Origin of the sequence: Acidovorax sp. NCPPB 3576, assembly GCF_028473605.1 — a bacterium.
Classification (GTDB): domain Bacteria; phylum Pseudomonadota; class Gammaproteobacteria; order Burkholderiales; family Burkholderiaceae_C; genus Paracidovorax.
Genome location: NZ_CP097267.1, coordinates 3,225,062 through 3,248,764 on the forward strand (window position 1 = coordinate 3,225,062; position 23,703 = coordinate 3,248,764).

Genomic DNA, 23,703 nt, shown 5'->3' on the forward strand with positions numbered 1-23,703 from the left:
GAGGCCCCGAAGGGCCCGTTGCGAAATCGATCAGGCGGCCTGGTAGCGGACGGGCCGGCCCTGCAGCGAGATGGTGGCGCGCACCTGCATCACCTGGCCCTTGGTCAGGGTGGGCGTTTCGTTGAACGACACGTAGCCGTTGTAGAGAATCACCGAGCCATTGGGCAGAGTGATCTTGATCGCGCGGATGGCGCGGGTTTCTCCGGCCAGCTTCAGCGCTTGGTAGCCCGGCAGCGTGGGGTCGTCGCCGATGCCGATCTGGATGGACTGGGCGCTCGTCACCGTGGGCAACTGGCGTTCGTAGTCCTCTTCCAGGAAGGAGAAGTTCGCGAACTGCTGGTCGCCGCCGTTGGTCGTGAACTCCAGAATCTGCGGGATCTGCGTCCAGGCCGTGATCTCGCGCAGCGAGCCCGCCGACGAGCCCACCGGGAAGCGGTTCGCGTCCGTGGTGTTGATACCCGACACGTCCAGCACGTTGGCTGCCACGTTGGCGGCCTTGAAGATCCGCTCGCTGATCTTTTGCCAGCCGGTCTTCAGTTCGTAGAACGCGCCGTTCAGGAGACCGTGGGCCGGCGAGGTAACAACGCCAGGATCGGCGTTGCTGATGGCGGAGACCGCCTTCACGGCACCGTAGCCGGTTGCAATTGCGACGGTCGCGCCGTCGGGGAGAGATACAGCCATGTTGGGCCTTTCAATGCAAAAAGCCCGCGACGCGGGCACTGGTGGGATGCCCTCGCGGGCGGGATGGCACAAGGGCCAGGAATAAAAAAGCCACCCGAAGGTGGCAACCACGAAAGAGCAGAGTGGTATTCAGTGGAGAGGCAGACCGGGCTGCATCTCTGCGGCCAGATAGGCCCGCTCTGCCTTGATAGCAGGCAGATCTTTTTTCCGGTCCAGCATCAGCCGAGAGCCGATTGATGCCTTGGCCGCAGAGCTGGCATCGCGCGTTTCCAGTGCAAGACGACGGTTCCACAGGGTGAACGCCATCCGCTCGACCTGCTCGGCCAATGCATCGAACGCGGCAATGAAGCGCTCCTGCCAGTCTTCAGCGCCACGGAGCTTCGTCGCCATGGCGATGAAGCCGTTTTTCGTCATCAGAAGCTCTGGGCGAGACTCGCCCTTGGCGTCCACGTAATCGACCACCTGAAAATTCAGGGCGATGAATTCCTCGGAGTGCCGACCGAGAACACGCTTTTGATAAAGCTGGAGGATGTTGTCGTGGCGCTTCCTGAAGCGCTTGGCCATTTGCCGACTCGTTGTGACGGGCCTCCCATCTGCGAGAGAGACGAGTTCGTTGATTTCTTGCATACATGCTCTTTCATGGTTAAGAAACGAAAAAACCGCCCTGCGGCGGTTTAGCGAGTCCGGTCTCTGCCGGTTTTTATGAGCGCGCGCCCCAGATGGAAAAGCTCTGCAGCGCGCCCTTCAGCGTGTCGCCGTCGTCATAGGCACCGACCGGCTCACCCTGGGGCGAGACCGTCAAGTTGGTGGCTGCGCACAGGTCGTCTTCAATCTGGCGCAGCAGGTCCAGCGCAGCCTTTGGCGTCGCGGCCCAGGCGTTGATCTGGATGAAGGAGTTGCGCTTGTCGGCCGGGCTGTTGTCGAGGTAGCGCAGCGAAGCGCCGCCGACGTGCTGCCAGGTGATGTAAGGCGTCGCCGTGTCGTGCGGCGCTGTGCCAAGGTGGACACGCGGGCAGCGCGCCTTCAGAACAGAGATCAGGTCGGTCTCAAGACTCATGCAGCACCTGCCTTCGCCGCGACTCGGCGGACCAGTTCGTCCTCGGCCGCCTTGTAGGCGCGATCAAAGGCACTCTCAGCGCGCCGCACGAATGCCTTGGCAGGAACCTGCTTCGGCGTCGGGAGAGTCACGTAATAGGCGTCCTTTTCGGCCTGCGAAGCGCGGCGGCCGGGCTTGCGCTGGCCGTCCATACCCGGGCGTACCATGGGGCCCATTCCGTCAGGACGGTAGCGATAGCGCTGCAGATAGCCGTACTCCACCAAGTGACCGTGCGGCGCCTTCTTGTGGTTCCAACTGATGTTGTAGACCGCCTTTCCGTCCAGCGACTTTTCCGGGCTGAACTTCTGGTAGATCGAGGCATCCAGATTGCCGGTCTTTCGGCCAAGGCCGGCGACGTTGCGCTTCACCTCGTCGTACAGCACCTGGGAGCCTGCCTGGGCCGAGGGGCGCACCGCATCGTCTGCCACTTCACCCAACTGATCGAGCAAGGAATCGAGGCCTGCGGTATCCACCGCGGCACTGAACGTCTTCGCACCCGTCCGCGTCATTTCTTCACCTCGCAAACCAGGTCGACGTGCTCGCGCCGAGCTTCGTCCGGCAGCACCGCATTGATGTCGTACACCGTAGCTCCGTGCAGCGCACGCATGCCGGCAGTGATGTCGGTGCGGTAACGGATGCGGATGGACGTCTTCACAACAGAGGCTTGCGCGTCAGCCTTGATAGCGCCCAAGCCGCTCAGGTTCTTGATGCTCGCCCAGGGCTTGGCCACCTCGACCCAGTTCTCGGAGTCGGGGATGGGTGAGCCCCACTCGTCCTGCATCTGACGCGGCTTCTGGATGGTGATCCGGCGATTGAGAGATCCTGCGTCGAGCGTCATGCCAGTACCCTCTTCCTGATCGGGGCGAGCAGCGCGGTAATGGGCGCTGGCAGCTGACCGTCCTCAAATGCCTTCTTTTCGTCACCGCTCGGGTAGCGGTAGAGGTAGCCCACCAGCAGCAGAGTCGCGGATTTCACGATGGAGCGGATCGCGGTCGTGTAGACGATCTTTCCGTCTGTATCGCGCACAGGCTGGCCCAGCGAATCCAGTTCGGGCTGGAAAGGTGGCACGCCGTTGAGGTGCATGGCAATCCGCTCGGACGCCGCTTCCAGCTTCAGAATCAGGTCGTCGTCAGCGGAATCGTCATCCACGCGCAGGTGCTGCTTGACCTGCTCCAAGGTTGCGAACGGCGTCATACGGCAATGCCCTTCCCGGCATCACGACCTCGCTTAACGGCCAGGCGCCAGCCATTGGAGCCGGGCTCGCCGGGGTGCCCGATCGGCGCATCCTTCTGGGCGATGAAATACGAGCCACCCCAGGTCACGCCGTCGCCAGCTTCGTAATCCGTCCCAGCCTTGAATACGCCCTTATCGACCAGCGCGGCGACCTTGATGCTTTTCGAGACTTCCGCGCCGCTTGAAGTGCGGGCCACCACCGTGAACTCGCGGCCGTCCTGATCGATGCGGAGATCAGCGATGCCTTCAACCACGCATTCCCAGCCGTGCAGGCCCTTGGTTGCTTCGAAGGCGCGCCACAGTCCGCCCGCATGCCTCGCATACGTGCCGCGAGCGTAGGACTTCTCCAGATCAATCTCAGGTTGCAGTTCCAACTGCAGGGCGTCGCGGCCTGGCTCGCCATCCTTCGGCACGGCCACTGCGCTCAGTGCTTTGGTCACAGCCTCATCCACCATGCGCTGCACCTCCTCGGCGGGCAAAGATTCGCCGTCCTTGGGGCGCGGAATTTCAGCAACCGCCTTGGCGACCTCTTGCACCACCAGCGGCGCCACGTCGTCAGCAGTGACGCTGCGGCCATCTTGCGGCAGAGGAATCGCAGCCACAGCCTTCGCGACAAGCTCCGCGACCACTTCAGGGTCGGCATCCTTGCCGTCCTTCGGAGCCGGGATATCTGCTACAGCCTTCGTCACCAATTCGGCCAACATCGGAGCGACATCGTCAGGCGTGACGCTGACGCCGTCCTTAGGCGCGGGAAGCTCCTGGACCGCCTTCGACACCTGCTGCGCGACCTCCTCCACGACCATGGGCGCCAGTTCTTCAACGGTCACACTGGCGCCAGGCTCGCCGTCCTTGGGACGCGGAATCTCAGCCACTGCGGCCTGCACACGCTCGGCCAGCTGCTTGCTCACGCTCTCGGGCAACTCCTTGATCGCAGTGTCGATGTCGTCCAGGCGCTTCATCAACGGTGCCATCTTGGCGCGCACGGCCTTGATCACGGCGTCAGCCAGGGCTTTCAGGTCAGCTCGCATTCCAGTCCCTTCTCGATGTACTCGGCCAGGGCCTTCACATCGTCTTCGCTGATCTCGTCAGGCTCTGGCTGCGGTGCAGGCGCGGGAGGTGGCACCGGCAGATCAACCAGAGCGACCCGGTTCAGACGCACTTGGTCAAGTGGCATGTCTTGCTGTTGCATGTACACCGTGTCCCCACCCAGCAATGGCGCCAAATTCAGTTCGCGCCGTCCTTCGTTGGGCGTCTTCACCCCTCCGCCTACGAGCTTCACAATCACCTCGGCATTGGTGGCAGGATCCATGCGCAGCAGGTTTTCCAGCTCCAGCTCCGTGCGGTAGCCAGCAGGCAGCGAAAGCCCGTCGTCAAAGCACAGCTCCATCTCCTCGATGAGGGAGTGCAGCGCGTCGTTGAAATAGATCTGGTTCAGGTCGCCGACCTTCTGGCCGGCGGGGATCGGACCGCCGACTTTGAAAGCCGGCACATGGAACACCTGCGCCACCATCTCGGAGGTGAGCGTGATCTGCTCTTTCGTCTGGGCGTCCGACGCCGTCATGCGGATGGGCTCGTACTTGAGCCCGTCGCCCACCACCGCCACCTTTCCCGAGTTGGGCCCGGTGAAGTTGTCGTTCCAGTAGGCCTGCAGTCGCTTGGCATCGGCATCATCGATCTCACCGGGAGCAACCAGGAGGCCGCTGGGCTTCGCGCCCTGATTAAAGAAGCGCCGCGAGTCCCGCAACATTTCCAATCCGCCGGAGGCCGGCAGGCAGGCCGCAAACAGCGGCGAAACGCCAACCAGCGGGTGGAACATGCAGTTCATCCGGTCGTGGATGACCTCGGAGGTCGGCACGTACACCGTGGACTCCTGCAGGCCAGATAGGTTGTCCTGCCCGAGCTGGTAAAAGATGGAGCCGTCTGGCGCGATCAGTGGCTGAACGAGTCCAGGGACGAGCACATACAGTGCCACCACGACGCCTCGGCCATCACGAATCTTGAGCGCGTAGGTATTACCCCAGGTCAACTTCGAGCAGATCCACCATTGCTTGAACTGGATCTGGTTCTGGTAATGGTTGGGCCGGCGCAGCACGGGGGAATAGGCGGGATTGGTGGACTCCTTCCAGATGCCGCTCGGCTGCAACTCCATCAGGCGCGTGCGCAACTTGCCGATGTCGTTGTAGATCAAGGAGCAGCACGAGAACACCGCCGGGTACGACAGCACAGTCTCCGGGCGGACGTTGATGTCAATCTGGAAGTAGCCAGGCGGTTGTGCTGGCGTGATGTCGTGCCACACACCATCGGTATGCGGCGACACCAAGCCCCGCGGCTGGGCCGTCACGATGCCCTTCTGCACCTCGCCGCCACTGGCGGGCGTCGCCCCGCGGCTGACGAGATTTCTAAGAAAGCGAATCATTGGTCGTCAGCCTTTTCAAACGCGGCGTCCAGCAGTTCGGCCAGATCGGCCTTGAGCGTCACACCTTCAGGGATCTCGATCCCCCTGTCGGCGAGCGCCGCCTTCAGGTCGGCCACTTTCAGGCCATCGGAAGGCTTGGCGCCACCGTTCGCGGCTTGGGCCGGGGCGGATGGACTGACGGTCTTCGTCACCTCGGGCGTCGCGACCGCAGTCTGGTAGGTCTCAGCAGGAACAGCCCGGCCGATCGCCTGCAGCACGCGCGCATCACCGCGGGAAGCGGGGAAGCCGTCCCCGGCTTTCAGCGCGCGGCCGGCGTAGGTGAACGACTTGGTTGCTTTCAGGTTTTCTCGCATGGCTGTCCTTTGATTTGGGGAGCACCGGGCGTCATATCCCGGCGCTGGGGCGGCTATCGATCAGCCGCCGGCATCCACGGCGCCGTAGTCGGCGCCGGTGATAACCGCCACTGCGGACGCGCGGCGCTTGGCGAAGTTGATGGAGCGCACCACCTTGATGGCGGTGGATTCGCTCTGGAACATCGAAGTGAAGCTCGCAGACGCGCCAGTGGGCGTGTCGGTCGCGCCCGTTGGGGAGGTGTCCTGCTCGATCATTGCCTCGCGAGAGATCGACACCTGCACGCCAGAATCGCCGATGCGGTAGATGTCCGAGGGCTTCAGCATCATCATCAAGCCGGCGCCGACGTTGTCGCCCGTGGTCACCGTGTCACCCAGCAGCGTGCCGCCTGATGCATTGATGCCAGGGAATTCGACCAGGCCCAGAGCGTTTGTCATCAGCTGGACAGACTTGGCCAGGGACGGGGTGGTCACCAGGTGCAGGCCGTTCACGTTCTTGGCGGCGATGAACTGCGCGTACAGGGCCTTGATGTCGGCACGCAGGCCGGCGCCGTCGGTGCCAGCGGAGGGGATGCCGGTCACGCCGTTCAGGATGCCAGCCGGAGACACGCCAGCGACACCAGCGGCCGCGCTCAGGAACGTGGTGTCCACGCGCTGCGAGCTGGCTTCCACCAGGGCATCGCGCACCAGCTGCTCGGCCGATGGGCTGGAATCGCGCAGCAGTTCGTTGGAGACCACGGCCAGCGCAGCCACCTTCAGCGGCGTCAGCGTCACGTTCATGAAGTCGGCGGTGGTCGCAGGGATGGCCTTCGACTGCCCCACCCAGTAGGCGGTCGCCGCGCCGTCCTGGCCCTTGATCTGCACGTTCGCAGGGATCTGGCGCAGCGGCAGCTTGTCGTACACGGTCTGCGAGTACAGGAAGTCGATGAAGTCGCCGGTGTAGCGCTGATCGATAGCCGCCAGCTCGGCGCCCCACTCGCCTGTGCCGGTTCCGCCGCCAGGCACCGCGGCCTTCATGACGTTGATCAGCGTGGGATTGGTCTTGCCCCAACGAGCTTCCGCGATGGCGAGCGCCGAAACGTCGCCGTCGCTCAGGCGGGACAGGGCCTTGGCGATCACGATGCGGGTGTAGTTCTGGCCCTTGAACTTCTCGTCGGCGTCCTTGTTCATGTGGATGGCAGGAGCGCCACCGGTGGCCAACGCACCGCGGGCGACTGCACCAGCGCCGGCAGCAGCACCGCCCGTGGCTGGAACAGCCTTGGTGACTTGCAGCGCTTCGAGTTCGCGCAGGTCCGCCAGCTCAGCATCGATCTGGGAAATGTCGGTTGTGAGGCCCTTGAAGGCTTCGCGCTCGCTCTCGTCCTTGGTCCGGCCTTCGTCCAAAGCCTTCTTTTGCACGCCTTCCAGCTCCAGGGCCTTGGCGGTGCGCGTCTCCATGAGGCGCTTGATCTGTTCTTGCAGGTTCATTGGGTGTCCTTTCGGGATTACTTGAGAAATACGACGCCCTTGCGGGCTTCTGGTTGTCCCGAGACGCCGGGAGGCAGCAAGCGCACGACACGGTCATGCTTGCGGCCTGTCGCGGCCAGCAGCGCGTTGTCGAGAGACTTGATGGTGGTGATCGATGCATCGGCGTTGGCCGGCACCGTGACTGCGGACAGCTCAAACCACAGCCATTTCGTGTAACGCATGCCGTAGGTGCCCTCGATGCGGGCTGCCTCCAGCGGCTTGAGGCCGACCGAAAGGCCGCGCACCAGCTTGGCCTTCAGCATCTGCCAGGCAGTGGAGAGGCGCTCCTTTAGCGGGCCCTCCTCCTCAACATCGGCCACCTCGCCTTCGACCTCGATCCCCTTCTCGGTCACGCGCGCCGCGGTAATCCAGCCGATGGGATCGTTGCTGTCGTGCTGCCATAAAAACGGAATGGGCAACTTGAACTGGGCCCCCTTCGGCTCCACGATGTCGCCGGTTCGATCGGTGGTCGGCGTTGAAGCAACACCCTTGAAGGTGCGCTTGCCTCCCTCGTCGCTGAGGGCCTTGATAACAAGGGTCGAGTAAGCACGTTCCATGCGGTGCTCCAGAAAGAGAAAAGCCCGCTCATGGCGGGCCGGAATGAAAAGAGCCCGCGCAGTGCGGGCTCATGGACTTGGGGGCGGGCGCGCGAGATCTTCAGCCGCGTCCGCTTCGATCTCCGACCGGATCGTCCAGCTCATCAGCAACTGGATCGAAGGGCGCGGGATGGGGCGGGAAGTGCAGCTCCGCGTGTGTTGATTGCTGGACCAGGGGCGGGCGTTTTCCTTCCTCGGGCGATTCCGGGACTTGTTGGTGATCCACCTGCTCTTGGTGCATCGGCTGAATGTTGGTCATGTGTCGCTCCGTTGAATCGGGCGGTGTGCCCTTACGCATATTTCGCGCCAGATGCCCAACGCGACTGGTGGGGCATGTCCGACGGGGGAGGTAGGACAGAGGCCGGGAAGGGTTTCCCTCATGAGGAGCGTCGAAAAATACGATCAAGCTCTACAGGACAGCACCGATGGGTTGACTTAAACCAACCATCCTCCGCGAAAGCCGGCGCGGTTCATGGTGCTCGGCCAGCCAAACGAATGAAGCGGACCGCACATGGCGGGCCTGTTTAGATGATGATCAGCTGGTGCTTTTTTCGCGGCTTGTCCACGATTGCGTTTGCCGCTCCGAATGCCATGCACAGCGCCACCGCAGCGTCGATCTTGTTGATGGACCGAGTTTTCGCGAGCCAGCGGTTACCCCATTTGTCCTCTTCCGTGACAGCCGACATCATTGCGGAGATAAGCACGGGATTGCGTCTCAGCCTGATACGCCCCTCCAGCAGCGCGTCTTCCAGGAGCCTGAGCGATCCCGGCATCCAGAGACCTTCAGGCTTTTCCTTCTTCGCCTCAGCCACCTTCTTCATGGCTTCGTTGGGCTGGCCCTTCTTGGTCCCGCCCTGCGGGTGCTCAAGGAACTCCAGCGCAAGCCCGATCTCGGCAACAGCCTCTTCGAACCGCTTGAACGCGTAGCGGTCGTAAGCGACCAACTGCAGGCTGAACTTCTCGGAGTCCTCGGCCAGTGTTTGCGCCACATGCCGGTAGTTGATGTTTTCGCCCTGGGGCGCGTGTATGAACCCTTGGTCGCGCCAGACGGTGTATGGGATCTTGTCTCTCAGTTCGCGCGCCATGATCGTGTCGCCCGGCGTCCACGCCTCAATCCACGCATCAAACATCGGCTTGTTGTCTTTGGTATGCCCCGTCTGAACAACAGAGGCTTTCGCCGTGATGTCTCTGTTCTGGGACAGATCCAAGCCAGTGAACACCTTCTTGCCCGCGTGCTCCACCTCCGGATCGAAGTCGGCGAGCGCGGGCTCCAGAGTCGCCCGGGTCATCCAGGCCGTATCGGCATCCGTCCACACGCAGAAATGCAACCGGAGAATGCCATTCAGCTGCCCGGGGATGGCCTTCGCCTGCGCAACCACATCCCTCAGGTACTGCTCGGTGATCGTCACTCCAAGCAGCGGATTGGCCTTTGCCCAGCAGGACGGATCACGCAGGGGGTCGTCCCCCTGGTCAAGCGAGCACACGAAGCTGAATGTCGTGTCGTCAATCACCTCGCCTACATAGGCGGGGTCGTTCACGGCCTCCGTATGCCCCGCCGCCACCTTCACGGCGTGTTCGTGCTCTTCCCAGCACACCGAGTTGCGATCGCTGCCGCTGTTGGTGATCATGAACAGCAGCGGCTGGCGGCGGAACTTGAAGCCCCGCTCTAGCATCTCGATGCTTTTGCGATCCGGCAGTTCGTGTACCTCATCGGCCAGCACGAAATGGGGCCGGGGCCCCGATCCAGTCTTGCCGGTGTCGCGGGAGACTGGGCGGAAGAAGCTGCCGTTCGGATGGAACGCGATGTTGTACTCGCGCCCTTCGCCGCCGGAGAACTCCAGGCGCTGCTTCAGCTTCGCCGAGGCCTTCACCATCTTCACCGCGTCGGCAAACAGAATGCCCGCCTGCTCCTTCTTCGCCGCCGCCGCATAAACCTGTGCCCCGGCCTCATGGTCTGCGGTCAGGCCGTACAGCCCAATGCCGCCAGCCATCGGGCTCTTGCCGTTGCCCTTGCCCTGCTCGATAAATGCTCGCCGAAACCGGCGCGTCCCATCGGCTCGCTTCCATCCGAAAAGCGAGCCGATGATGAATGCCTGGCTGGGGTGGAGACGAAAAGGCGTTCCCTCAAACTGCCCTTCCGAGAGCATCAGCATGCCCTCGAAGAATCGGAACGCATAGTTCGCGGCCTCAAAATCAAATCGCAGGCCGCGCTTACCGCCCTCTTTCAAGTCCTGCAGGTGGCGCCGACATGCGTTGCGTACATGCGGCCCCGCCACGATCTCACCGGCCACGACGGCCGAGGCATAAGCTTTAGTGCGGTCTGCCGAAGAACTCGTCCGAGGGGTCTTCTTCTTCGCTGCCGCCATGGTTGACCTTACTGACATCAACGGGCGTCGCACCCAGTTTGGACAGGATGCTGGCTAGCGCACTGGAGGCCGCCACACCCAGATCGCCCTCTTCCATCCGGGCGATCCATGAGCATGCGAGCCGGACCATGATCCGGTCAGAGCTGGTTAACCAAGGCATCTCATGCTGGATCTCCGCCCATGCGGCCTTCTGCTCGGCCGTCATGGTGACGTAGGGCTCACCCAACGGGCGCGCAACTTTCGGCCCTTTTCGATCCTTGAAACGACCGGCGTTCTTGGCCACCGCCCCGGACACTTCGGCCTTGGCTTTCGGTGTTCTTTGTCGTGGCATTGCCCTGTATCCTGAATTGTGGATGCGCGAAGAAGGGGAACAGGTCGGTTTCCGAGGGGAACGCCTTTTCTCGGGCCCTCACCCCCCCCTACCCCTTGCCTGCCTCGACCCCTTCAGGCATACCCCTCAGGCTTGCGAGGCGCCCCGTGGAGCGCCGATCCCGGCAGGCTCGCTCCTTGGCCCTGTTGCACCTACGGCACGCACAGCGACGGTTCTAGAGGTTCAGGCTTTCGGCTCTACCGGCCACCCATCCAGACCAATGGCCTGGCGCTGCTGATAGCCCATGTCTTTCGCTGTCTTCTTGGCGTGGCAGCCATCCGGGCCACAGCACAGCACCTGGGTGTTGGACTCAATGTCCTCGCCAGTGCCGCCGTCAGCTTTCAGGGCCTTGATGTGGTCGAGTTGGAAGCCGCGGCCGGGCTCGTCGTTGAACTCCACCAGCTTGCCGCAGCCGGCGCAGTGGGGGTCCTTGCTCCAGACCTTGAGGCGTCGTGCCTGAAGTCTTCGACCAGAAATGCGATTCATGATCCCGAGCCGCTGTATAAGTGACCAATGACTACGCTGAAGCGTCGTTGATTTCCGCACTTAGTCCTAACGCAGCCGCCACCCTTGCCAGGCGCGCCCTGCAAGGGATGGTGCGAGACTTTTTCCAAGTTACGGGCAAAAGGACGTTGCACTCAGAACTTGAGGCAATCAAGGACCGGTGCGACACGGCACTCTAAGAGCCTGTTCAAAGTCTTTTGAGCAGTAGCGCCAAGAACGCCAGGTGAATCAACTGCAGGCTGGTGTTGAGCAGTCTCTCGCAGTTCTTCCACAACCGCCGGTTCTTCTCCAGCCATGCAAAACTACGCTCAACCACCCAGCGTTGGGGCATCACCTTGAACGTATGCAGTTCACTGCGCTTGGCAATCTGCACCCTGACATGTCCGCCCAGAATGTCTTGGACGCCCTGAGCGAAAGGTTTACCCACATAGCCGCTGTCACACAGCAGGGTTTGCATCCGACCCAGAGCTGGTTTGCAGCGCTGCAGTGCCTGCAAGGCCCCTTTGCGGTCCGTCACCTCTGCTGTGGTCACCGCAATGGCATGCGGCAGTCCTTGGGTGTCCACTGCAATGTGGCGCTTGATGCCGGAGACCTTCTTGCCCGCGTCATAGCCCTTCGAGGCCGCCGTGTCCGTGTTCTTCACGCTCTGCGCGTCCACGATCAAGAACGCGCTGCAGGCGCTGCGCCCCAGTCTCTCTCGGACCACGCCAACCTGATTTTTTTAAAGCCTGCTGAAGCAGGCTGCCACCCTCACGCGGCTCACTCCAGATCGCAAAGTACGCGTGCACAGTGCGCCACTTGGGGAAATCCTCGGGCAGCATGCGCCACTGGCAACCGCTTCTGAGCAGGTACAGCACTGCACAGAACACCTCGTACAAATCCACCCTGCGCGGCGCAGTCTTCCTGCGCGCACTCTCCAGCAGCGGCTTGACGGTCTCGAATTGTTCGCGACTGATGTCGCTGGGATAGCTCTTTCTCACTTCCCGAGCTTCTCACACCCTCAGCGAGACTTTGAACAGGCTCTAAGACGCCATGATGGCGGTTAAGAGCGTCGGCAACATCGGCGCGCACCCCGAACAAGACGTCAACTTGATCGTTGATGTAGATCCAGGGGAAGCTGAAACACTCCTGCAGCTGATACACCTACTGGATATCGAATGGTATGTAGCAAAAGCCGAGAAACAAGCTCGGATCGCTAAAGTTATGCAGCTTGCCGCTTCAAAAGACGTGGCAAAAAATGCAGGCCAATCGCCATCTCCCGAGGCGAGAGGATTTGATCCTGGAACCAGGATGCCACCCCATCGGCGGGGATGATGCGGTCTAGTTCGGGGCGAAGCATGAGCCTCTTCATACCTTCACCTTACTGCCTTGTAAGCAAATGCTGCTACCGTGATCTATGTGCGCCAATATCGACTTCCCGAGCAGAAGTCGAAAGGTTGCACTTTTCACAATGTCTACAACACTTTGCATGAGGGGAGCCGTCTGTGAGATTCCTACTTAACTTCGTATTAGTTGTCGCTGTCGTTGCAATAACTGGATGTGCAAATCGTGAGCGACGGGTCGAAAGCGTGGAGGCCATGCAGAAAGACATGGCAGCAAAAGTGGCCGCAACATTCGGTGGAACGGAGGATTTCCAAGTCGTCGTTACTAATGCCATCTATCCAATCGGAACAGTGATGCGGCAGGGAACCACCATCCCAATTGATTTCGATGCCTGCCAGTCAAAGATTGAAATTCCCAGCTTCCCCACACCAAGTCTTTTTCCTGGTTACAAGTTTTCCATGAAAAACTCTATGGAATTCGGATTAGACAACGCGGTTATAAAAGAGTTGGCTGATGCGAACTTTAGATTAAACCTAAATGATACCGCATCATATAACGTAAAGTCCCCAAAGATAAAATCCCTCACAGATCGGCAATTTGATGCGCTGCTTAGCAATGCCGCATGCAAAGCTGCCATTCCTTTATCCCGGTCTGTTTGGCTAGTTCGCGGCTATGTCACAGGAAAGAGGGAATTCAAGCTTAGCAATAACAATTCGGGCGGGGTAAAAGGAAAAATTGTAAAAGTCGCGTCATTCGATATTTCCCTCAGTGGGGGAGAATCTGAATTGACTCTAAGCGATGACACGGAGACCGAGTTTTTGCAGATAGTTTCACAGGTTTCTAAAGTCGATAAGAACGTACTTGGCTCCCTAATGGGTGGCGGGGTTGGCGCAGGAGTCGTCGCTCCAATTCCTAACGTCGCCACCAAGGTCACCGGACTAACCCCTGGCTCGGTCCCCGGGAAAATCTACCTGCAACGCGACTCCGCTGACAAGAGCGGTCTGGCTGAGCGGGTAGCATCAACCCTAAAAGATAAAGGCATTCTCGTAGAACGCAATATCGAGGCAATCCCATCCAAAGGAATGCCAACAGAGGCTCAGGTCCGATACTTCAATGATGACGATGCTGAATCCGCGAACCGGGCTCTAGAGATACTGCGCGATTTGCAACCGAGCGCAAAGGCCATAAAAGTCAAGATGCCCGCCCCTTCTGGCCAACTTGAAATCTGGATGGCACGGATTAAATAACCCCCTACCACGGCCTCTAAGGTCCTGCCCACGGTGCGCTGGGGCCACGCTTGCCTTCACGCATGCCCCGAGCGGGCAGCGTGTCGGTTGGTTGCGGGGTTCGGATGGGTGGCCCTCCCGGCTTTACGATGGAGTTCTCACACAACCATCGCCGGGAGGGCGCAAGTGACACCAGAGGAAAGAGCTGAATTTGAATCCATGCGTGAGGCCATCAAAGACATACGCCTCACTCTCGCAGCACACCAAGGCGACTTGGCAGCGAAGGCTCAAGATCTTGCGGAAAAGCAGCGCAATCTGGATGAGAAGGGGGCTCACCTTGACGTGCTGACCGCTTTCTCAAATGCTGCGCGCGTCATGCTTATGGCCATCCAACACACCATCTCACTTGACCCCCAACAAGCAGCCGCACTCGGTCCGATAGTTGCAACGCTGCGAGAAAACTACCAAAACGGTCTTTTGTTCACGACCGTCTCGGATGTCTCTATTTCTGAGATACAGAAAGACATCGACCGGCTTCTCTTGCCTTCAGCGAAGCTGCCTCCGCAGCAGCCTTAGACAACTCCGCAGCGATAGCAGCCGCGGCAGCCTGGCGCATTGCCTCGGCGACCATTTCCTTCTGGGCCTTGCGCTGCGGGTTGGACATTGCGAATCTCCTTTGAGGTGCCACCACCTGGGACAGGGCGTCCCTGGCTCTGTAACGGTGGTAGCGGATGGCACACTCCGGCAGCAATTAGAGGGAGTGAAATGAAAAAATTCTTTGGCCGTCTTAGTGATCTCTGCGACCACTTGATCGATACAGAGTCGCTCATGCCCAACAAGGGAAGGCTCAGACCTATCCAGATAAAGGCGATCTTCGATAACCTTCGGTACTACCCGCTACTGGCATTTCTATGGTTCGGAGTCCGCATCCTTCAAAAAGATGGCAGCTCGGCTGCAGCAGTTGGATCGGTGGTTTTGGTGGCCGTGTTCGTAGCCCTCTCTATATTGGTCGTAGCCCAAACTTGGCTAGTTGTGTTGGCAACACTTCTAACGATTGTTGGAGGGCTATTGCCACCGAGATGGGCCGTGACGTTTCGCAGCCGAGTACGCGCACGGAAAGGATGGGCAAACGCTATAGCAATCCTCCTCACCGCGATTCTCGTCTTAGCAAGCTGGGGGGTCGGGATTGGTTTATTTGGGGCGCTAACGCGGGCCGGCCTTCTGTAGCCACGATGGATTGACTGCCTGCTAGAAGCTTGAGCGCTCAGACAAAGGAGAGAGGAATGTTCAATTGGTCGCGCCACGTTGGCGTCATTGGGTGGATTGGCATTGCTGCGACCCTAGGGTATGCAATTGTTATGGCGTGGTTCGTTGATGGCCGCTGGGCAGACATCCAAGGGCTGAAGCTGAATGAGCTTGGAGATTTCCTTGCAGGAGTTTTCGGCCCACTAGCCATTCTGTGGCTGGTTCTCGGATTCTTCCAACAGGGTATTGAACTGAAACAGAACAGTGAAGCGCTACACCTGCAAGCAGCTGAGTTAAAAAATTCTGTGGAGCAGCAAACTGAACTGGTGAGAGTTGCCCAAGCCCAACTGGAAGCAGACAAAGCGGCATTTGAGGAGCAGCGTATGAGATTTCAAAAAGATGAACTTGAAAAGAAAACTCTTGCTCAACCCCGCTTCGATCTAGCCATGGGGGGTGGGCACAGCGGTTCGATAAGTAGACATGATGTGTTCATCACCAACATTGGTGCACCTTGCTCTAAAGTTGCAATCTCGACGTTAGGCATTGTGGACAACTTCATTCCGTCAGAATTCATCAAACTCGATAAAAGTGAACGTGTCAGAACTGAGTTGACGCTAGAAAGAAACCCTCCCTTTGAGCAGTTCTTTGCCACTCTGAGCTTTTTTGATATGCGAGGAGATGCCGGGGAAATCTTTTACAGGATGAGGCTTATGCGCGGAAAGGAAAACTACCTAACACTCCACGCAACCGAAATCAAAAAGAGCGAAATCCCAGTAACAAACTGACAAGAGAGCGACAAAAAGCCCCGGGCATCACTGCTTCGGGGCTTCCTAACTTCAGGGCGCGACTTTCCAACAAGGCTTGGCTTACCCAGACTCACCGCCTGGGGGCCTTTCGGCATGTTGGCAAGGCGGTTTCAGTGCGCCTGCGCTCTAGGGTCGCAGTATACATGAATCAGGGGGCCGTGCGGCATCCATCGCGTGCTGCCGCATAAGCCTTGATCCGGTTGAGACCAGACAGGCCGCTACGGACGCCCTGCCGTGCGCGATCAACATGCATCGCGATGTGCTCGGAGATGGTCTGCCCTTCCCTGCCGTGCGGGATGTCGCGCTCGCCCACGCCACGGCACACTTTGCACACCCTTCCGTCGCGCACTTTCGTCCCACTGCAGACCGGGCAGCGACGATCTGCCCACCAGCCCAGCACATCCAGCAGTTTCACGTCAGGGGATGTGTAGCCCTGTGCCACCACCCAGGGCAGCAAGCCCGAATGAGGGTGCGTCAGCTTCGGCAGACTGCGAAGCCTTCCCAGCACTTGACGGCGTTCAGCAATCAGCCAGGCATCCGCCTCGGCGATAGCTCCTTGGAGGTCCAGCGCTTCCACTTGACGCACTCCGCGCTTGTTGCGCTTTTCCACCTTGATACGGGGAAGGTGCTCGGCCAACCGCTCGATATCCGCGGCGTTCGGCACACGGGGCTTGGCGCAGGCATCCCATTCCGTCATCAGCTGGTACACGTAGCGGCCCAAGCTGGCCGTAGTGCTGCCCGCTGCAATCAGGAGATCAACGTCCCCTCGGGCGTCGCAGCTCACCGTCAGGTCGCTGCTGTTGCCTGCACTGGTCAAGCGCTCGGCAATGGTGGGGCGGTCAAGGGCAATGGTCATTCGCGGGCTCCTGTTGATTTCGTTCCGTTGTGATCTGCGCTCGTTCTGCAGCGCGCCTTTTCATTTCTGCTGCGAGCAAGTCGGGAAGGTCAGCCAGCACGCCTGCCGACTCCCTGGCGTAGTGGTTGGCCGCCCACCAGGCGTAGTGCTTGTCCACTTCGGCCATCCGGATGCAGTGGTCCAGCATCAGCCTTTTGTGTTTGTCGTAATCCATTCATCCCTTACTCCTATGTCTACCTATTCCCTACTGAGGCAAGGCTGAAGACCCGGTGGACTGCGCATACCACCCCTTACCCAGGGGAGGCCCTGGGTTCGTGGATATGCGCAAGAGGCAGTGGCAGTTAGCCCAGCGTTCAGCGCCCTGCGGTAGCCGATGCGCCCCGCAGATAACCCAGACTTACAGCCCCCACATCGGGACCCTGCGCACGCTCTAGGTACTCCACCCACGTTTCGGCTCTGCACACTCCGGGTAGCCGTTGCTTGGCCCCTGCCCCCGCGTATCGAACCGCTGGCAGAGGTTGCATGGGAGGGCTACATGGCCACCTCCTGGGATTGGTGCGTTCGGATGCAGCTGAGCCACCTCCGCAGCGCCTGAGAGGTGCGAAACACGCCCTGCGCCTTGTGCATGTCGTTCAAATCGCCAGGGGGCGGCAGGAAGTACGGGAGGCCGGTGGCCTGCGCCGCCGCCTCGCCAGTCTTCGTTTCGTCGTTGTCAGCCACCACCACGCCTGCGGTGGCCATGCGCTTGAGGTTGCCTGCGCTGAAGCAGATGTGGATTCGGTAGCGCATGCGCAGCGCGTGCAGGCAGTCGCGCAGACTGAGCCCCGTCGCATAGCCCTCGACCCACCAGTCCAGAGCCCCATGACCGGGATTGCTGATGCAGTATTCGGCGCCGCTCGTGCGCTGGCCCTTCAGGTACTTCTTTTCCCCGCAGCGATCGATCATTTGCACGCCCACAAGGCTGCGGCCCACGCGCATCGGGATGCAAAGAAGGTTCTGCTCCTTGGACGGCCACCACACGGTGCCGGTGGCCTCGGGCCAGCCCTTGGAATGCAGGTAAGCGTGCTGCTCGTGCTTGCACTGATGCAAGATCCATCCGGCCTTGCGTGCTGCCTGCTCCTGCTCCTGGTCTCGCTGCTGATGCTCCGCGGCCACGCGAGCGTCCCGGGCCTGCCTCTGGGCCTGTAACTGCGCCTCGGTGGGCGCTGTGTAGGTGCCGTCATCGGTTGGCTTCCAGCCTGCCGCCTGGGCTTCATGGAATAGGGAGCCAATGGTTACCCCTGAGCCGCGAAAGCTTCGCCAGGACGCGCGGGCGGCGTTGACCTTATAGGAGCCAGAACGCTGGCTCCAGCTGTCCCACAGATCAAAGCCATGTTCGCCAAGCTCATGCTTGATGGCCATTCCCGCCATGATCCAAACCTCGCGATCATCGTGGTTCAGGTACTGCAATGCGTCGCGGATACGGTCGGTCATGCTGCGACAGCCCTCCGCTTCGAATTGCGGATATTGCGGCTCACCAGCCACTTGCGCACCTCCTCACCCATGGGCTCGGGCTCGGGCTTCGGACCAGACGGGCCCACGCCGAATTTCTCGATGTATCGGTGGTACGCGCTGCCGGGGTTGTGCCCCTTGTCCAGGGCATTCCACAGCAACTGTGCATAGAACGTGCGCTTGTAGTCGGCGCTGTACTTCTCGGCTTTGGCAGGCTTTGTGCCCCCCACTTCGATCAACTCCCCCGCGACGGCCTGCACATCGTTACCGCGCACGCGGACGTGCCCGCAATGGGTGCAGGTATCGGTCTTGGGCGGCCACAATGCCGAGCATTTCGGGCACTTCGCGGCCTCCTTCTGCGCGTCGCTGGGCTCCTTCTTCGGCTTCGTGTCCGTGCCCGGGCCCAGAGCCTCGACGCCGTGGTGGTAGAGCTTGTCCCAGTCGTCTTGGAACCGCAGCCAATTGCCGCTGTTGTCCTGAATCACACAGAGCGCCTTGCCGTCATGCACGCGCGCGCCGCGGCCCACCATCTGCACATGCTCACTGAAGGACTTCTTCAACGGTCGGGCCAGGATGACGTGATCAATGTCCGACTGATCGAAGCCCCGGCTCAGGATGGCGACGCTGATCACGACCTTGATGTCGGTGTCAGGGCGCGCGAAGTCCTCCAGGACCTGATCCCGGTAGTCGTCCTCATCGTCCGAGCTGATCTGCACGGCGTTGATGCCCGCATCGTTGAAGCGCTGGGCCAGCTCGGCCCCGTGCTGCACTCCGCAGCTGAAGCAAATGGTTTTTCGGTACTCGCCGAAGACCTCGTGCGAGATCCGCACATAGTCCGCCACCACGTCGCCGACGATGCGCCGGCCACGTTCTTCCAACTCGTCTTTCTTCCACTCTCCGGCCACCGTTGGCAAGCCGCTGGTATCCACTTCCCTGGCGACAAAAACGCGGAATGGAACAAGGTGGCCATCTCGCACGAGGGCGGCCATCGTGGTGACGCTGACCACGTTCGTGAAATGCATGCCGATGGCCGGATGGAATGGCGTCGCAGTTGCTCCCACGATACGCAGGTTCGGCTGGTTCACCATCATGTTGATGATGCTTTTGCGCAGGCAGGCGTGCAGCTCATCGATGAACACCAGATCCACTTGCGGCAGCGTCTCCATGCGCTCCAGCGTCTGTGCGCTCGCGATCTGCACCGGAAGGTGCGGGCGGAAGCGCCAGTGCTTTGCCATCAGCACGCCATGGTCGATACCGGCGCGGTCCAGGTGCCTAGAGAACTGCTCCACCAAGACGCGGCGCTCGCAAACGAACATGATGCGCGTGCGCTTCTCCTGTACGCACTTGATCATGTGCTCCATGATCCGGCTCTTTCCGGAACCGGTGGGCGCGGCCAGCACCTGGCGCACATGCTTCGCGCGAAAGCCATCGCGCAGACGTTCCACGCTAGCAGACTGGTAGGGACGCAACTGCAAAGCTTGCATAGGGGACTCCTGACGGTCACCATCAAGGGCCGGTGACGTGGCCTGATTCATCACGCTGCAACCGCCTTCATGCGGTCGATTTCGCGGCGCTGGGAGGCCAACTGCTGCTTCAAATGCGTGTTCTCCTGCATGAGGAAATCCCGGCTGCTGGTGACAGTGCGCAGCTGGGCGGTCAGTCCCTTGACCTCGCCTTGCAGGTGCTCGATCAACTCAGCTGCCTGATTGCGGTCCTCATCAAGGACGTCGCCCAGGTTGGCCAGCGACAGTGCCGCTTGCAGGTCGGCGATCTGATCGCGCGCAGCATCGAGTTCGGTGTACTCGGGTGCAGTGGCCTCCGGTTGTGCCGCGGACGCGCTGACTGGTGCGGGTGCGGGTGCTGGAGCTGGGCGAGGCCTGGGAGCCGGTTGACTGATTGCTGCGACTTGCTCGTCCTTCGGTAACTTGGCAATGGCGGAGGCCTTGACCAGACCGATCTCGCCGCCAACAACGGCTTCAACCACCGCAGGAACCGCATCCTTCATCACCGTGTTGGCCTGCCTCAGCGAACGCACGCTGACGCCCGCCTGCTCCGCAACTGCGCTTTGCTTTAATTCGGCACTCAGTGCCGAATTTCCTGAGGGCCGCCCGACAGCCTTCCACTCATAGACCGAGGCGGCTGCCATGGCCATCTGAGCGACAGTGACATGCCGGCGCGCCTTGTTCTGCGCGAGGACGAACGAGCGCGGGTCTATCCAGGACTCCAACTCACGCGTCGGGCAATCCAGATCAAGTTCGATCGCAGCGCGGTATCGGTTCCAGCCATCCAGCACTTGACCTTGGTAGATCGTGATGGCGTTCTGCACGCCCAGGTCGGTGATGCTGTCCACGAGGGTCTGGTACTCGTCGGCCGTCAGTGGAGGAAAGGCAGCCGAAAGGGGGTGCTGCTGCAGGGAGGAATCAATCACGGGCAATCTCCGCTTCTTCGTATTCGCGCACCCACAGCGCCATGGACAGGGATCGGAAATGCATGGCAAGCACTGCCAGCGTCCAGGCGCGTGACAGCGAACGGGTGAAGGTGGTCAGGATCTGCATGGCCGAGTCACTCGCTGACCAATTGATCTGTCCGCATGCTCTCGGTCGGCTGACCTCCAACCTTTGCGAATGGCGAGGCCGCTTGGCGCTCCATACGATCAAGGACAGGTAGATTCACGTGCGAGCGCTCGCTCTTTGGCTTGCCCTGCGCATTGACCGCCTGGGCAGCGCGTCGCAGTCTGCGAAGAACCTCTTCGGCCTCCGCAATCTCCTGCTCGATGCACGCCAATTCGTTGTCCGAGATCACTCCATCGCTCAGTGCTTCGATCACGATGCTGGTGACATCAGATGTCTCGCGCATCAGCCGGGATACCTTGCGCATCGGGTCGATGGAAGGTTTTGGCTCGGCCTCGTCGTCGGGGACAAAACGCCCCCCGCACTCCTGGGCCACGAACGAGGCGTAATCGAAGCAGTGCGGCGTCTTCGTCTCGACGCAAAGCCGCGCGATCGCCAACGCATCCATGGCACCCAGCTTGTGGGTCGCCGAGCCGGCAAGCTCTTTGCGCAAAACCTCGTCGGTCTTCCCAAGGCGCAGGGAGATGACTGCACGGCCACCGGGGAAGGAGTCAGCGCCACGGCGCAAGGAGTCGTGCAAGCTCATGTCCGGCTCCCGGAAACTTGGACGTGGACGGGACTTCTGGACAGCGCGACCATTGCGACCATGAGAACTACTTGCACTGCCCCTTTGAAGCCGGCCGCGACCCGCCCCTTCCACGCCAGCACGCGCACTGCGGTATCGGAAAACACCGACCCGCATACCGGCGAACGCACACAAACGTTTCTCACGTCCAGAGTGGCGCTGAGGTGGGAAAGCGGAGAACTGCGAATCAGTGGCGTTGCGACGCGGCTCGTCATGCCAGCTGTCGATCGCACGCGTCGGCCAGTGGGGCGGGGGCGGAGTTCCTTTTGAGTCATCTTTCAGACCTTGGCCGTGGGTTCCGGCAACTTCGCGTCTTCGTAGATGTGCTCGAAGGTGATCGGCAACCCTTGGGACTTACAGAACGCGATCAGCTTCCGCGCCATCGCCGGCGGCACCGTCTGCCCGTTTTCGTAGTGCCCGACGTTTCCCTGAGTGCAACCGATGCCATCGGCTACGACCCGCTGGGTGATGCCGAGCCGCTGTCTGATGATTCGGAGGTTTTGCATAGCGCCATCCTAGCGCCTCTATGTGGATTGCGCAATATCGCCAATAGTTTGTTAGTACAGCAGCGCCACTAATAATCGGGCATGGCAGAAAACAAACGTTCGAAGATGACCGCGGAGCTTCTTGAAGAGGCTGCTCGGCTGAAAGCCCTCTGGGATGATGGTCGTCCCCATAGAACCCAGGCTGTGTTCGGCGAGGTGTATGGGCTCGGCAACCAAGCCAATGTTGGCCACTACCTCAATGGGCGCAGTCCTTTAAACCCAAAAGCCGCCGCAGCATTCGCAGCGGAACTAGGATGCAGCGTTTCGGACTTCAGTCCTCGTGTAGCGAAGGAATTGGACCGACTCGCGAGCCCGCAGGCCCATGCAATTGAGGTGTCAGGAGAGCGCGGCGGATTGCAAGATGTCGTGATCGCGCAGTACGACACCGGCGGTGCGATGGGCCATGGGTTCAACCTGACCGACCACCCACCCGGGATGATTAAGAGTTGGCGGGTTGACCACGATTGGCTACGCTTCAATGTGCCCACACACACTGGAGTGAAGAACTTGGCCATCGTCACTGGGTTCGGGCCATCTATGCGTCCCATGTTCAATCCAGGAGACCCGCTGCTCGTGGATACCGGGGTGAAGGTCATCGATCACGAAGGCGTGTACTTCTTCCGCGTGGGCGATGAGGGCTACATCAAACTGGTCCAGCGAGTGCCGGAGTTCGATGGCCCCGGAGTGATCCTGCGGGTGATCTCGAAAAACCCGGACTTCCCGCCCTACGATCTGTCGCCAAAGAATCCGCACTTTGAGGTGCTGGGGAAAGTGCTCACTGTTTGGCGCAGTGAGCAGTTCTAGAAGCGCGGGACCTTAGGCATGGAGCAATCCGCCCCTTGCCTCGGGCATACCCGCAAGCATGGCGAAAGGCTGACGCCGTAACATCCCGTCACAACAAGGAGGATGGGATGAAACGCTATCTGGTTTTAGCTGCTCTTGCGGCTTCGACGTTCGCTCAGGCTGCAGTGCCGCCGATCTTGGCCGAGGCGTGCAATCTCTTTCCTCAGGCGGCCAAGCGTGCCCAGTGTCTACAAGCGGCTGACCAGCAGCCTGGTGGAATGGCGGGCTCCAGCCAGCAACGCAGCCTTGCATCACAGACGCCCTCGAAGGCGGGTTCCACGCAGTCTTCACTGGCCGCGAAGCAATCAAAAGCCCGTACCGGCGCTGGAGGCAGCACCTGTTACACAGGCCCACGAGGTGGCACGTACACAATCACGCCAAGCGGGCGGAAGAACTACAACGGGTGCTAGGTCTGGGAAAGAATCAACAAAAGGAGAGAGGGATGGACGACTTTGTAAGGACGTGCCGGTATGGGCACGGACCCCTTGAAAAAGAGGCTGACGTTTGGCGGCTTCCGTGTTTCCAATTGGATGAGGACATAGAGGACAGGGACCCATTCGAAATGCCGGATGACGTTGTCTACACAGTTCGCCTCTGGCGGTGCTTGAAGTGCGGCTATGTCGAGATGACCGATGCAGATTGGACAAAGTGATGGGTGTTCACAAATTCCCTATTGATAGACCGGACTCAGGAAACGATGAGCCGCCGCATAATGCGGGCATGGAAGACCGCGTGAAGACCCTTGAGCAGTTCGCCTTCGAAGCGAATGGCCGACTTGCGCGCATCGAGACCACCCTGGACCATGTGAACAAGGAGGTCAGCCAGTTCAAATGGTGGGTAGCTGGGTCTGCCGTCGCCATCATCTTGTCCATGATCGCCGCAGTGCTCGGCACCGGCGTGGCAATCCAGCAGATGACCGTGGCGACTTTCCAAGGGGCCGCGCAGGTCGCAAAGGAATCTGCCCCTGTTGCAGCGCCTCAGCAGCCCATCATCATCAACGTGCCGGCCGCCGCTACGCCCGCGCAGCCTGCAAAGTAACAATGTCATCCGGGTTC

Annotated in this window: 30 protein-coding genes; 6 read left to right on the forward strand and 24 right to left on the reverse strand. The window is 60.5% G+C overall.

Features of this window, described 5'->3' with window-relative positions:
- Positions 1–30 precede the first annotated feature (30 nt).
- The 16 genes from M5C98_RS14795 to M5C98_RS14870 form a co-directional block, all read right to left on the reverse strand.
- A complete protein-coding gene (locus M5C98_RS14795) occupies positions 31–681 on the reverse strand; it encodes a phage tail protein (RefSeq protein WP_272548204.1) in 651 nt (216 codons plus the stop codon).
- Positions 682–810: 129 nt separating this feature from the next.
- Positions 811–1,245, reverse strand: a complete 435-nt coding sequence (locus M5C98_RS14800; protein WP_272548205.1) for a Rha family transcriptional regulator — start codon at positions 1,243–1,245, stop codon at positions 811–813.
- A 136-nt stretch (positions 1,246–1,381) separates the two neighbouring features.
- A complete protein-coding gene (gene gp17 / locus M5C98_RS14805) occupies positions 1,382–1,738 on the reverse strand; it encodes a tail completion protein gp17 (RefSeq protein WP_272548206.1) in 357 nt (118 codons plus the stop codon).
- Entirely contained in the window at positions 1,735–2,286 is a 552-nt protein-coding gene (locus tag M5C98_RS14810) for an HK97 gp10 family phage protein (RefSeq protein ID WP_272548207.1), read from the reverse strand. The genes gp17 and M5C98_RS14810 overlap by 4 nt, the downstream gene beginning before the upstream one ends.
- Positions 2,283–2,615 (reverse strand): phage head closure protein, encoded by a 333-nt coding sequence (locus M5C98_RS14815; RefSeq protein WP_272548208.1) that lies wholly within the window; start codon positions 2,613–2,615, stop codon positions 2,283–2,285. The genes M5C98_RS14810 and M5C98_RS14815 overlap by 4 nt, the downstream gene beginning before the upstream one ends.
- Complete coding sequence (locus M5C98_RS14820) at positions 2,612–2,971, reverse strand: head-tail connector protein (RefSeq protein WP_272548209.1); 360 nt, start codon at positions 2,969–2,971, stop codon at positions 2,612–2,614. The genes M5C98_RS14815 and M5C98_RS14820 overlap by 4 nt, the downstream gene beginning before the upstream one ends.
- Complete coding sequence (locus M5C98_RS14825; RefSeq protein WP_272548210.1) at positions 2,968–4,038, reverse strand: phage portal protein; 1,071 nt, start codon at positions 4,036–4,038, stop codon at positions 2,968–2,970. The genes M5C98_RS14820 and M5C98_RS14825 overlap by 4 nt, the downstream gene beginning before the upstream one ends.
- Positions 4,023–5,426: a phage portal protein gene (locus M5C98_RS14830; protein ID WP_272548211.1), complete on the reverse strand. Its 1,404-nt coding sequence runs from the start codon at positions 5,424–5,426 to the stop codon at positions 4,023–4,025. Before M5C98_RS14830 ends, M5C98_RS14825 begins: the two co-directional genes overlap by 16 nt.
- On the reverse strand, positions 5,423–5,779 hold the full coding sequence (locus M5C98_RS14835) for a hypothetical protein (RefSeq protein ID WP_272548212.1): 357 nt from the start codon (positions 5,777–5,779) through the stop codon (positions 5,423–5,425). The genes M5C98_RS14830 and M5C98_RS14835 overlap by 4 nt, the downstream gene beginning before the upstream one ends.
- 60 nt (positions 5,780–5,839) lie before the next feature.
- Positions 5,840–7,243: a phage major capsid protein gene (locus M5C98_RS14840; protein WP_272548213.1), complete on the reverse strand. Its 1,404-nt coding sequence runs from the start codon at positions 7,241–7,243 to the stop codon at positions 5,840–5,842.
- A gap of 17 nt (positions 7,244–7,260) precedes the next feature.
- Positions 7,261–7,839: an HK97 family phage prohead protease gene (locus M5C98_RS14845; RefSeq protein ID WP_272548214.1), complete on the reverse strand. Its 579-nt coding sequence runs from the start codon at positions 7,837–7,839 to the stop codon at positions 7,261–7,263.
- Positions 7,840–7,939: 100 nt separating this feature from the next.
- Positions 7,940–8,137: a hypothetical protein gene (locus tag M5C98_RS14850; RefSeq protein ID WP_272548215.1), complete on the reverse strand. Its 198-nt coding sequence runs from the start codon at positions 8,135–8,137 to the stop codon at positions 7,940–7,942.
- Positions 8,138–8,402: 265 nt separating this feature from the next.
- Positions 8,403–10,244, reverse strand: coding sequence for a terminase large subunit (locus M5C98_RS14855; RefSeq protein WP_272548216.1), 1,842 nt, complete (start codon positions 10,242–10,244; stop codon positions 8,403–8,405).
- Positions 10,189–10,575, reverse strand: coding sequence for a hypothetical protein (locus M5C98_RS14860; protein WP_272548217.1), 387 nt, complete (start codon positions 10,573–10,575; stop codon positions 10,189–10,191). Before M5C98_RS14860 ends, M5C98_RS14855 begins: the two co-directional genes overlap by 56 nt.
- Positions 10,576–10,797: 222 nt before the next feature.
- Positions 10,798–11,100, reverse strand: a complete 303-nt coding sequence (locus M5C98_RS14865) for an HNH endonuclease signature motif containing protein (RefSeq protein ID WP_272548218.1) — start codon at positions 11,098–11,100, stop codon at positions 10,798–10,800.
- A gap of 205 nt (positions 11,101–11,305) precedes the next feature.
- Positions 11,306–12,098 (reverse strand): IS5 family transposase gene (locus tag M5C98_RS14870; protein WP_272548219.1). Its coding sequence is split into 2 segments (ribosomal slippage): positions 11,306–11,840 and positions 11,839–12,098, totalling 795 coding nucleotides; the frame shifts between segments, so codons are not numbered across the junction.
- 52 nt (positions 12,099–12,150) lie between these two features.
- On the opposite strand from M5C98_RS14870, the gene M5C98_RS14875 reads away from it, so the two are divergent.
- From M5C98_RS14875 to M5C98_RS14890, 4 genes are all read left to right on the forward strand, one after another.
- Entirely contained in the window at positions 12,151–12,432 is a 282-nt protein-coding gene (locus M5C98_RS14875) for a hypothetical protein (RefSeq protein ID WP_272548220.1), read from the forward strand.
- 263 nt (positions 12,433–12,695) lie between these two features.
- Positions 12,696–13,688, forward strand: coding sequence for a hypothetical protein (locus M5C98_RS14880; RefSeq protein ID WP_272548221.1), 993 nt, complete (start codon positions 12,696–12,698; stop codon positions 13,686–13,688).
- A 198-nt stretch (positions 13,689–13,886) separates the two neighbouring features.
- The gene (locus tag M5C98_RS14885) at positions 13,887–14,243 is read left to right on the forward strand and encodes a hypothetical protein (RefSeq protein ID WP_272548222.1); all 357 of its coding nucleotides are present in this window, start codon (positions 13,887–13,889) and stop codon (positions 14,241–14,243) included.
- Between the two features lie 707 nt (positions 14,244–14,950).
- The gene (locus tag M5C98_RS14890; RefSeq protein WP_272548223.1) at positions 14,951–15,697 is read left to right on the forward strand and encodes a hypothetical protein; all 747 of its coding nucleotides are present in this window, start codon (positions 14,951–14,953) and stop codon (positions 15,695–15,697) included.
- Between the two features lie 169 nt (positions 15,698–15,866).
- Here M5C98_RS14890 and M5C98_RS14895 read toward each other — a convergent pair whose 3' ends face one another.
- The 8 genes from M5C98_RS14895 to M5C98_RS14930 form a co-directional block, all read right to left on the reverse strand.
- A complete protein-coding gene (locus tag M5C98_RS14895) occupies positions 15,867–16,574 on the reverse strand; it encodes a hypothetical protein (protein WP_272548224.1) in 708 nt (235 codons plus the stop codon).
- Positions 16,558–16,788: a hypothetical protein gene (locus M5C98_RS14900; RefSeq protein ID WP_272548225.1), complete on the reverse strand. Its 231-nt coding sequence runs from the start codon at positions 16,786–16,788 to the stop codon at positions 16,558–16,560. The genes M5C98_RS14895 and M5C98_RS14900 overlap by 17 nt, the downstream gene beginning before the upstream one ends.
- 317 nt (positions 16,789–17,105) lie before the next feature.
- Entirely contained in the window at positions 17,106–18,047 is a 942-nt protein-coding gene (locus M5C98_RS14905) for a PriCT-2 domain-containing protein (protein WP_272548226.1), read from the reverse strand.
- Positions 18,044–19,549, reverse strand: coding sequence for a DEAD/DEAH box helicase (locus M5C98_RS14910; RefSeq protein ID WP_272548227.1), 1,506 nt, complete (start codon positions 19,547–19,549; stop codon positions 18,044–18,046). The genes M5C98_RS14905 and M5C98_RS14910 overlap by 4 nt, the downstream gene beginning before the upstream one ends.
- 50 nt (positions 19,550–19,599) lie before the next feature.
- Positions 19,600–20,493: a hypothetical protein gene (locus M5C98_RS14915; RefSeq protein WP_272548228.1), complete on the reverse strand. Its 894-nt coding sequence runs from the start codon at positions 20,491–20,493 to the stop codon at positions 19,600–19,602.
- Positions 20,486–20,620: a hypothetical protein gene (locus M5C98_RS14920; RefSeq protein WP_272548229.1), complete on the reverse strand. Its 135-nt coding sequence runs from the start codon at positions 20,618–20,620 to the stop codon at positions 20,486–20,488. Before M5C98_RS14920 ends, M5C98_RS14915 begins: the two co-directional genes overlap by 8 nt.
- 7 nt (positions 20,621–20,627) lie before the next feature.
- The gene (locus M5C98_RS14925; protein ID WP_272548230.1) at positions 20,628–21,221 is read right to left on the reverse strand and encodes a phage regulatory CII family protein; all 594 of its coding nucleotides are present in this window, start codon (positions 21,219–21,221) and stop codon (positions 20,628–20,630) included.
- A gap of 317 nt (positions 21,222–21,538) precedes the next feature.
- Positions 21,539–21,766, reverse strand: coding sequence for a helix-turn-helix domain-containing protein (locus M5C98_RS14930; protein ID WP_272548231.1), 228 nt, complete (start codon positions 21,764–21,766; stop codon positions 21,539–21,541).
- 81 nt (positions 21,767–21,847) lie between these two features.
- Between M5C98_RS14930 and M5C98_RS14935 the strand changes: the two genes are divergently transcribed.
- The gene (locus tag M5C98_RS14935) at positions 21,848–22,609 is read left to right on the forward strand and encodes a S24 family peptidase (RefSeq protein WP_272548232.1); all 762 of its coding nucleotides are present in this window, start codon (positions 21,848–21,850) and stop codon (positions 22,607–22,609) included.
- Between the two features lie 690 nt (positions 22,610–23,299).
- Entirely contained in the window at positions 23,300–23,686 is a 387-nt protein-coding gene (locus tag M5C98_RS14940; RefSeq protein WP_272548233.1) for a hypothetical protein, read from the forward strand.
- Positions 23,687–23,703: the final 17 nt, after the last annotated feature.

Excerpts from the sequence above, each read along its gene's own strand:
- M5C98_RS14905 (WP_272548226.1), bottom strand. The coding sequence starts at position 18,047 with ATGACCGACCGTATCCGCGACGCATTGCAGTACCTGAACCACGATGAT.
- M5C98_RS14920 (WP_272548229.1), bottom strand. The coding sequence starts at position 20,620 with ATGCAGATCCTGACCACCTTCACCCGTTCGCTGTCACGCGCCTGGACG.
- M5C98_RS14850 (WP_272548215.1), bottom strand. The coding sequence starts at position 8,137 with ATGACCAACATTCAGCCGATGCACCAAGAGCAGGTGGATCACCAACAA.
- M5C98_RS14855 (WP_272548216.1), bottom strand. The coding sequence starts at position 10,244 with ATGGCGGCAGCGAAGAAGAAGACCCCTCGGACGAGTTCTTCGGCAGAC.
- M5C98_RS14845 (WP_272548214.1), bottom strand. The coding sequence starts at position 7,839 with ATGGAACGTGCTTACTCGACCCTTGTTATCAAGGCCCTCAGCGACGAG.
- M5C98_RS14820 (WP_272548209.1), bottom strand. The coding sequence starts at position 2,971 with ATGACGCCGTTCGCAACCTTGGAGCAGGTCAAGCAGCACCTGCGCGTG.
- M5C98_RS14810 (WP_272548207.1), bottom strand. The coding sequence starts at position 2,286 with ATGACGCGGACGGGTGCGAAGACGTTCAGTGCCGCGGTGGATACCGCA.
- M5C98_RS14825 (WP_272548210.1), bottom strand. The coding sequence starts at position 4,038 with ATGCGAGCTGACCTGAAAGCCCTGGCTGACGCCGTGATCAAGGCCGTG.
- M5C98_RS14890 (WP_272548223.1), top strand. The coding sequence starts at position 14,951 with ATGTTCAATTGGTCGCGCCACGTTGGCGTCATTGGGTGGATTGGCATT.
- M5C98_RS14930 (WP_272548231.1), bottom strand. The coding sequence starts at position 21,766 with ATGCAAAACCTCCGAATCATCAGACAGCGGCTCGGCATCACCCAGCGG.
- M5C98_RS14935 (WP_272548232.1), top strand. The coding sequence starts at position 21,848 with ATGGCAGAAAACAAACGTTCGAAGATGACCGCGGAGCTTCTTGAAGAG.
- M5C98_RS14925 (WP_272548230.1), bottom strand. The coding sequence starts at position 21,221 with ATGAGCTTGCACGACTCCTTGCGCCGTGGCGCTGACTCCTTCCCCGGT.
- M5C98_RS14895 (WP_272548224.1), bottom strand. The coding sequence starts at position 16,574 with ATGACCATTGCCCTTGACCGCCCCACCATTGCCGAGCGCTTGACCAGT.
- M5C98_RS14830 (WP_272548211.1), bottom strand. The coding sequence starts at position 5,426 with ATGATTCGCTTTCTTAGAAATCTCGTCAGCCGCGGGGCGACGCCCGCC.
- M5C98_RS14880 (WP_272548221.1), top strand. The coding sequence starts at position 12,696 with ATGCAGAAAGACATGGCAGCAAAAGTGGCCGCAACATTCGGTGGAACG.
- M5C98_RS14885 (WP_272548222.1), top strand. The coding sequence starts at position 13,887 with ATGCGTGAGGCCATCAAAGACATACGCCTCACTCTCGCAGCACACCAA.
- M5C98_RS14910 (WP_272548227.1), bottom strand. The coding sequence starts at position 19,549 with ATGCAAGCTTTGCAGTTGCGTCCCTACCAGTCTGCTAGCGTGGAACGT.
- M5C98_RS14860 (WP_272548217.1), bottom strand. The coding sequence starts at position 10,575 with ATGCCACGACAAAGAACACCGAAAGCCAAGGCCGAAGTGTCCGGGGCG.
- gp17 (WP_272548206.1), bottom strand. The coding sequence starts at position 1,738 with ATGAGTCTTGAGACCGACCTGATCTCTGTTCTGAAGGCGCGCTGCCCG.
- M5C98_RS14875 (WP_272548220.1), top strand. The coding sequence starts at position 12,151 with ATGATGGCGGTTAAGAGCGTCGGCAACATCGGCGCGCACCCCGAACAA.
- M5C98_RS14865 (WP_272548218.1), bottom strand. The coding sequence starts at position 11,100 with ATGAATCGCATTTCTGGTCGAAGACTTCAGGCACGACGCCTCAAGGTC.
- M5C98_RS14835 (WP_272548212.1), bottom strand. The coding sequence starts at position 5,779 with ATGCGAGAAAACCTGAAAGCAACCAAGTCGTTCACCTACGCCGGCCGC.
- M5C98_RS14800 (WP_272548205.1), bottom strand. The coding sequence starts at position 1,245 with ATGGCCAAGCGCTTCAGGAAGCGCCACGACAACATCCTCCAGCTTTAT.
- M5C98_RS14900 (WP_272548225.1), bottom strand. The coding sequence starts at position 16,788 with ATGGATTACGACAAACACAAAAGGCTGATGCTGGACCACTGCATCCGG.
- M5C98_RS14940 (WP_272548233.1), top strand. The coding sequence starts at position 23,300 with ATGGGTGTTCACAAATTCCCTATTGATAGACCGGACTCAGGAAACGAT.
- M5C98_RS14840 (WP_272548213.1), bottom strand. The coding sequence starts at position 7,243 with ATGAACCTGCAAGAACAGATCAAGCGCCTCATGGAGACGCGCACCGCC.
- M5C98_RS14815 (WP_272548208.1), bottom strand. The coding sequence starts at position 2,615 with ATGACGCTCGACGCAGGATCTCTCAATCGCCGGATCACCATCCAGAAG.
- M5C98_RS14795 (WP_272548204.1), bottom strand. The coding sequence starts at position 681 with ATGGCTGTATCTCTCCCCGACGGCGCGACCGTCGCAATTGCAACCGGC.